Raw genomic sequence first — 6,409 nt, forward strand, 5'->3', positions numbered from 1 at the left:
GCGGCACAATGACGGCATGAATAACGGTGCGGATCGGAATGTAAATGAAGATATTCCAGAGCATTGATGTGCGATTTTGGATTTGGTGGGTAACGGTATCGTATTGGTTGAGTCCGGCGGCTGGATAACATATCTGAATGTCGCTGCATCCCACATTACGGGCTGATCGTTGTTTTGAGGCACTGGGGAAAGGTGTCGATGAGGTGCTCTGCAATTTTTGATGTAGATGGTGCGTCGTTATCCGTCGAGTCAAGCGCGAGTGCCCGCGTCGGGCGCAATCGTTCCTCGCTTCCGCGCGACAGAGAGCTGTATCGCGTCGTTATGCGTGTGAGGTAAGTCCCATTTTTTTGAGCCACCGATTGTACCGTTGAGTTCACGTGGCAAGGCAGATGATCGCCTCGAATTTCTGTGCCGAATAGTCGACGACGACGGTCGCCATGTATCGGCGGATCAATTCGTTGCCGATGTGGAGGCAAGCGGTCTCGGCGTTAAAATCGATCGTTTAGTGGTTAGGAAGGTATTCGAACGTCTTTGCCATGCGTACAGTGATGTCGGCTCTCGGGACTTGAAGTGCGCCAGTAGAAATAATTCGGCTACGTCGCTTGGTGGCGTCGAGATTATCGAGATTGTGAGAAGCGAGCTCAAGCATGGAATCATTCAGCCGGGACAGATATTTGGATCGAGGGTCACTTGTGGCGATGCTGTGGCTGGTTGGCATTGATTTTGCGCAAGGTCGCTTTCTCGGTCGGCCGATGCCGTTCGGCGTGAATTATCGGTGGGCGACTGCATAGTGCAAAGAGTGGATTATTCGAGATTTGAGGTGAGCAATGGATGACTGCGATTTCGGTAAGGTAATGACCCACGGTCAGTCGAAATTGATCGGCGCCACTCGCCCTGCATGTATCGTGACGCAAAGGGAAATCGAACGCGGTGATTCGTGCGTGATGCTGTTGACCGCACCGGCCTCATCGGAAGACTGTCCTTCGGGGCATGCAGGCCGCTTGCGGCCGAAACGATATGCGGCACCTCCTATTTTTGGCGAAAGCGATGGTGTCAACTGGCTCGGTCGGACGGTGCACGGAGGTCCACTTGATTTCATGCTCTTTTCTGTCGGGGGCGCTGATTGGGATTCGGCAGGGCAGGCACACCGGGGGCGCGGTCTTCGGGTAATAGACGGCGGGTTTCTTTCGTGGCATACGGCCGCGGCGCCGATGAGCGCCGTTTTTGTATTGCGCAAAGCTTGGTACGAGGTTCTCGACAATGCGATGGAGGCGTCGCCGCTGGAGACGAGGCGTGTCGCGATTCAGACCGAAGTGGCGCTTCGCTATTTGTGCGAGGGGCCGAGTAGTAGGCGACTAGGTCGACTTTCGGTGAACGCCGTTCCGATTGCCGACCCGTCTCTGATCGAGCGTCTGCTCGATCGGTCGTCTTCTCTCGATCTTCATCCGAACACGCGTATCGCTCTCTGGTGGTATGTCTTTTTGGGGCGGCAGGCGGGCTACTTGACTGATGTAGTCGTGGAGCAATTGATATTGCAATTCGTTCAACAAGCATTGTTCGAGCGTGCCTTGGGCTACCTGACTTGACGGCACGGCGGCCGATCGGAATTGCAGTAAGCAATAAGCGGGGCGCGCCGCTCGGCGAAAGTCTCGAGCTGCGCAAGTTTACGTGTTGTCGGCATGGTTCCGGGCGAGCGTGATGGTCGCGCGCGGAGCACAATGCGGCGCGCTTCGTGGTTCTTCCGCTTCCTGACCGGATAGGCCCTGGTGGCAGCCCGGTACTGAGTTCGTATGCCGTAAGCGCTTGTCTGCGCGGGTCGAGTAATGGCGTCGCGGTGCATTGAGTCTTCCGTGGGTTGCGTGGCAGGCGTAAGAACCATTATCAGAATGCGGCCTGTCCGACTGGCTCGCGTCTATCGGTATATCGAATAGCACCTTCTCACCATTCAAAGTAAGCGCCACCGAGGCGTAGCGGTTTGCGCTACTCGTTTGAGCCCATTCTGCGGTCAGTCGTCCGAATACCTTCCAATCGTTCTGTGAGGCCTCCACTCGATCACTGCGCAAGTACCACTGTCGATGCGACTCGCACCAATGATCAACTTGTTGCGGTTGAGATTGCCTGGCCGACTGGTCAGCAAGGTCGAGGCGCGTATCGAGGTAGCGCGTCACGGTGACGAAGAAGATCCTTCCTGTAAGTGATCGATAGGGGGCGGATCGGTAACGTGGCGAGACCGTATGGCGTTACCGGTGCGCCCGCAACTAGTTGACGTTGAGTGGAATTCGGAGGCCGGTGGACGTGGATTTTCGGACGCTATGCAGTCACCGAGTTCGAATATTCGTGACATGAGATTGCCGGTAGGAATCTTCCTGGTCGACGCTCGTCCACGGTCGGTGGTCTTCGGCACGCATCGTCCGGTGCGGCCGAAGTGGGCGCCTGGTGTGATGTCTCTTGCGCAAGCAGAAAACGTATCGGCCGCAGATGGCGTCACGTTAGTGATCCGCTTTTCGAAGCAATGGTTGACAGGGTCGACCGGATCGTTTGCTAGTTCCGATCCTGAAATTTTGGTGTGCTGGAAAACTAAATGAACGTGGCAGAAGACCGAACTGTCGGTATTCAGGGGAATCTCGAATTGTTCGACGGACTGATCGACGAGGCCCTTGCGTGCCTGCGCATCGGTAAGAATGAGCAGGCTGCACTTACTGCATCGGAGGCGGTGCGGCGTATTCCGTGGCATGCGCGCGCGCGGCTTATTCATGGCGTCGCGCTCGCACGGGTCGGACGATTGGATCGGAGTGTTGAAGAGCTGACTGTTGCGTCACGTCAATCGAGCGGTGATGCGGAAATTCGCTACAACCTCGCAGTGACCCTGCAGCAGGCGGGGCGAATCGACTCCGCCATGGTCGAGTACGCGGCCTGCCTGGCGATCGATCCATGTTGCGCGGACGCGTTGTGGAATTACGGAGAGCTGCTGCGCATTCGCGAGCACTTCGCTAAGGCAATGGAGTGTTTCGAGCGGCTGGAGAAACTGGAGGGCGGAAGAAGGCGCGACAAGATGGCTCACCGCATGGCGGTGTGCTGTAGCTGGCTGGCACGTGATGACGAAGCAACCACTCTCTTCGAGGAGCAGATTGCGCGTGACGACGAGCCGGTTACGCACTGGGAGTACGCGCACTATCTGCTCGCACGCGGAAAGTTCGAGGATGCCTGGCCGCATTACGCGCGACGCTTCGATGCCGGCTCGCACATTGGACTTCACCGCGTAGCGCTGGCTTATCCATGGTGGACCGGTCACTATGAATCGGATTCGACACTGCTTGTCGTAGGTGAACAGGGTGCGGGTGACGAGATCCTGTTTGCTGCCTTCCTGCCGGATCTTATTTCGCGAGCCAAGCAAGTGGGCATGCGCATCGTGGTGGCGTGCCGGGCGTCACTGATTCGGCTATTCGAGGCGAGTTTCCCCTGCGCTGTGCTCGTTGCGCACGAAGTGGCTCAGCCAGCGGATTTCGGCGGTATCCAACTGTCGCCGCGCACATTTCAAGTGATGTTTGGTGATCTTCCGCAGTTTCTGAAGAAGCCGCGGCCCGCCGCCTATCTGAGTCCTGCCCCGGAAGATGCGATCTATATGCACGAGTTGTTGCGCCGTGAGGAAGGTTTGCGCGTAGGACTCGTATGGTCGTCCAATCCGTTCTCACCACAGGCTAACCGTCGCCAGCGCAATGCAAACACGGCCATCTTGAATGCGCATCTTCAGGCGTTGCAGCATGACCATCCTGATATCCATTTTTTCAGCTTGCTGGATGAGCCGCACCGGGATGCGTTGGCTCAGCTTGCGGACGTGCGAATTGTCGACATGGCCGCGCACTTGACTGATTTCAGTCGGACCGCGGCGCTAATGAACGCACTGGACGTTGTGGTGACGGTATGCACGGCCTCGGCGAACCTTGCTGGTGCGCTCGGCTGCGACACGAGGGTGTTGTTGCAAAAGCACGCGGATTGGCGGTGGTGTAGCGACACCGCGTGGTACCCGAACGCAGTCACTTACCGACAGAAGGTTATGACTGACTGGTCGGAACCGATTGTATCGGTGTGCCGTGAGCTCAACCACTTGGCCGCAGCAACGAGCTGTCCGGCTCTCGAAAACGAATAAATCACTAAGCGGAAAAAATAATGAATAAGGCCTACAAGCTTGTATTCGATCGTCGGACCGGACGCGTCATGGTGGCCTCGGAGGAGGCTAAAAGTCATTCAAAGGGAAATGGCGGTGGGGTTGGTGGCGGTACCATCTCACTGACTGTCGCAGTTTCTCGAATCGCGCTTGCAGTCGCGTTCGCGGTATCGAATCCTGCTCACGCTGATACTACCAACGGTTCGGACGTTTATGGTACCGGCGTTACGGCTAGTAATGTTGGATTTAGCAATTCGTTTTATGGTAATGGCGCCGGTGAAAGTTACTCTGGCTCGGAGAATACCGGTTTTGGAGCCTCTGCAGGCGCCGCACTCACTGGTAGTGATAATACCCTCGAGGGCTATGTGGCCGGCCATTCTCTGACTGGCAATCTCAATACTGAGATCGGTAAGTCTGCTGGCGAATTTACTACGGGTAACTTTAACGTTGGCATCGGGGCCGGAGCGGGGCAAGGTGTAACCGGGGATCAGAATGCTAGTGTCGGTTATCAGGCAGGCGGCGGGGTAACCGGAAGTAATAACGCGACCTTGGGTTACCAGTCTGGCCAAGGAGTAATCGGATCCGACAATGCGGCCGTCGGGATGACAGCAGGTCAGTCGGTAACCGGATCTGAAAATGCGTTCCTCGGTCGCCAAGCTGGTCAGAAAATAACAGGAAGTGATAATACAGCTGTTGGTTTCCAGGCCGGTATGAATGTTATTGCCTCCAACACGGTTGCAATTGGTGCTCATGCAACTGCGTCGGGAGGCAGCTCGGTCGCTTTGGGTGCCTATAGCACGGACGGTGGTCAAGCAAACGTCGTTTCAGTCGGCAACAGTACGACCACCCGAAAAATTATCTTTGTCGGAAACGGCAGCACTGCGGCAGGCTCGACGGACGCGGTAAATGGTGCGCAGTTGAGTACGACGAACAGCAGCGTGACGTCGCTGTCGACGTCGGTTTCGACGGGCCTGAGTACGACGAACAGCAACGTTTCGTCGTTGTCGACGGGTCTGAGCACGACCAATAGCTCGGTGAGTTCGATCTCGACGGGCTTGAGCACGACGAACAGCAACGTTTCGTCGTTGTCGACGGGTCTGAGCACGACCAATAGCTCGGTGAGCTCGATCTCGACGGGCCTGAGCACGACGAGCAGCAACGTGTCGTCGTTGTCGACGGGTCTGAGCACGACCAATAGCTCGGTGAGTTCGATCTCGACGGGCCTGAGCACGACGAGCAGCAACGTGTCGTCGTTGTCGACGGGTCTGAGCACGACCAATAGCTCGGTGAGCTCGATCTCGACGGGCTTGAGCACGACGAACAGCAACGTGTCGTCGTTGTCGACGGGTCTGAGCACGACCAATAGCTCGGTGAGTTCGATTTCGACGGGCTTGAGCACGACGAACAGCACGGTTTCGTCGCTGTCGACGTCGGTGTCGACGGGCCTGAGCACGACGACGAGCAGCGTGTCGTCGTTGTCGACGGGTCTGAGCACGACCAATAGCTCGGTGAGTTCGATCTCGACGGGCTTGAGCACGACGGACAGCAACGTTTCGTCGCTGTCGACGTCGGTGTCGACGGGCCTGAGCACGACGACGAGCAGCGTGTCGTCGTTGTCGACGGGTCTGAGCACGACCAATAGCTCGGTGAGTTCGATTTCGACGGGCTTGAGCACGACGGACAGCAACGTTTCGTCGCTGTCGACGTCGGTGTCGACGGGCCTGAGCACGACGACCAGCAGCGTGTCGTCACTGTCGACGGGTCTGAGCACGACCAATAGCTCGGTGAGTTCGATCTCGACGGGCTTGAGCACGACGAACAGCAACGTTTCGTCGCTGTCGACGTCGGTGTCGACGGGCCTGAGCACGGCGACCAGCAGCGTGTCGTCACTGTCGACGGGTCTGAGCACGACCAACAGTTCGGTGAGCTCGATCTCGACGGGCTTGAGCACGACGGACAGCAACGTTTCGTCGCTGTCGACGTCGGTCTCGACGGGCCTGAGCACGACCAACAGTTCGGTAAGCTCAATCTCGACGGGCCTGAGCACGGCGACCAGCAGCGTGTCGTCGGTGTCGACGGGCCTGAGCACGACGACGAGCAGCGTGTCGTCGCTGTCCACGGGTCTGAGCACGACCAATAGCTCGGTGAGTTCGATTTCGACGGGCTTGAGCACGACGGACAGCAACGTTTCGTCGCTGTCGACGTCGGTGTCGACGGGCCTGAGCACGACGACGAGCAGCGTGT

At 57.5% G+C, this 6,409-nt stretch carries 4 protein-coding genes; 3 read left to right on the top strand and 1 reads right to left on the bottom strand.

Annotated elements, in window-relative coordinates; all coding sequences use genetic code 11:
• The first annotated feature begins 827 nt into the window (after positions 1-827).
• From G3O06_RS26475 to G3O06_RS26485, 3 genes are all read left to right on the top strand, one after another.
• Positions 828-1,586: a hypothetical protein gene (locus G3O06_RS26475; protein ID WP_205817995.1), complete on the top strand. Its 759-nt coding sequence runs from the start codon at positions 828-830 to the stop codon at positions 1,584-1,586.
• Between the two features lie 648 nt (positions 1,587-2,234).
• A complete protein-coding gene (locus G3O06_RS26480; protein ID WP_205817996.1) occupies positions 2,235-2,585 on the top strand; it encodes a hypothetical protein in 351 nt (116 codons plus the stop codon).
• Positions 2,582-4,147 (top strand): tetratricopeptide repeat protein, encoded by a 1,566-nt coding sequence (locus G3O06_RS26485; RefSeq protein ID WP_205817997.1) that lies wholly within the window; start codon positions 2,582-2,584, stop codon positions 4,145-4,147. The genes G3O06_RS26480 and G3O06_RS26485 overlap by 4 nt, the downstream gene beginning before the upstream one ends.
• A gap of 826 nt (positions 4,148-4,973) precedes the next feature.
• Here G3O06_RS26485 and G3O06_RS50035 read toward each other — a convergent pair.
• Positions 4,974-6,409: hypothetical protein (locus tag G3O06_RS50035; RefSeq protein WP_205817998.1), on the bottom strand; the 1,436-nt coding region annotated here is incomplete at its 5' end.

This window comes from Burkholderia sp. Ac-20345 (assembly GCF_017104825.1).
GTDB lineage: Bacteria > Pseudomonadota > Gammaproteobacteria > Burkholderiales > Burkholderiaceae > Burkholderia > Burkholderia lata_B.